The 236-nt window shown below is 55.9% G+C and carries 1 protein-coding gene; it reads left to right on the top strand.

Features of this window, described 5'->3' with window-relative positions; translation table 11 throughout:
- Positions 1 to 45: 45 nt before the first annotated feature.
- A partial coding sequence (locus tag KB213_RS12335) for an ATP-binding cassette domain-containing protein (protein ID WP_211683551.1) occupies positions 46 to 236 on the top strand: 191 nt, incomplete at its 3' end.

Raw genomic sequence — 236 nt, 5'->3', positions numbered from 1 at the left:
GAAACCTCTCCCAGCACCACCCACACACTCAACTCCAGCACTGGCTTGGTCGCAACAGGCATCGGCAATACGTATAAAAAGCGTGCCGTTGTTCAATACGTCTCGCTCAAAGTGCAGCGTGGTGAGGCCGTGGGCCTACTCGGCCCAATCGGAGCGGGCAAAACAACTAGCTTCTACATGATCGTCGGACTCGTACAGCCGGACACTGGCTCCATCACACTGGATGGCGCAGAAAT

Origin of the sequence: Neokomagataea anthophila, assembly GCF_018122595.1 — a bacterium.
Lineage (GTDB): Bacteria > Pseudomonadota > Alphaproteobacteria > Acetobacterales > Acetobacteraceae > Gluconobacter > Gluconobacter anthophilus.
Note: the sequence above shows the minus strand (reverse complement) of the source record. Positions and strands in the feature narration are given on the sequence as shown.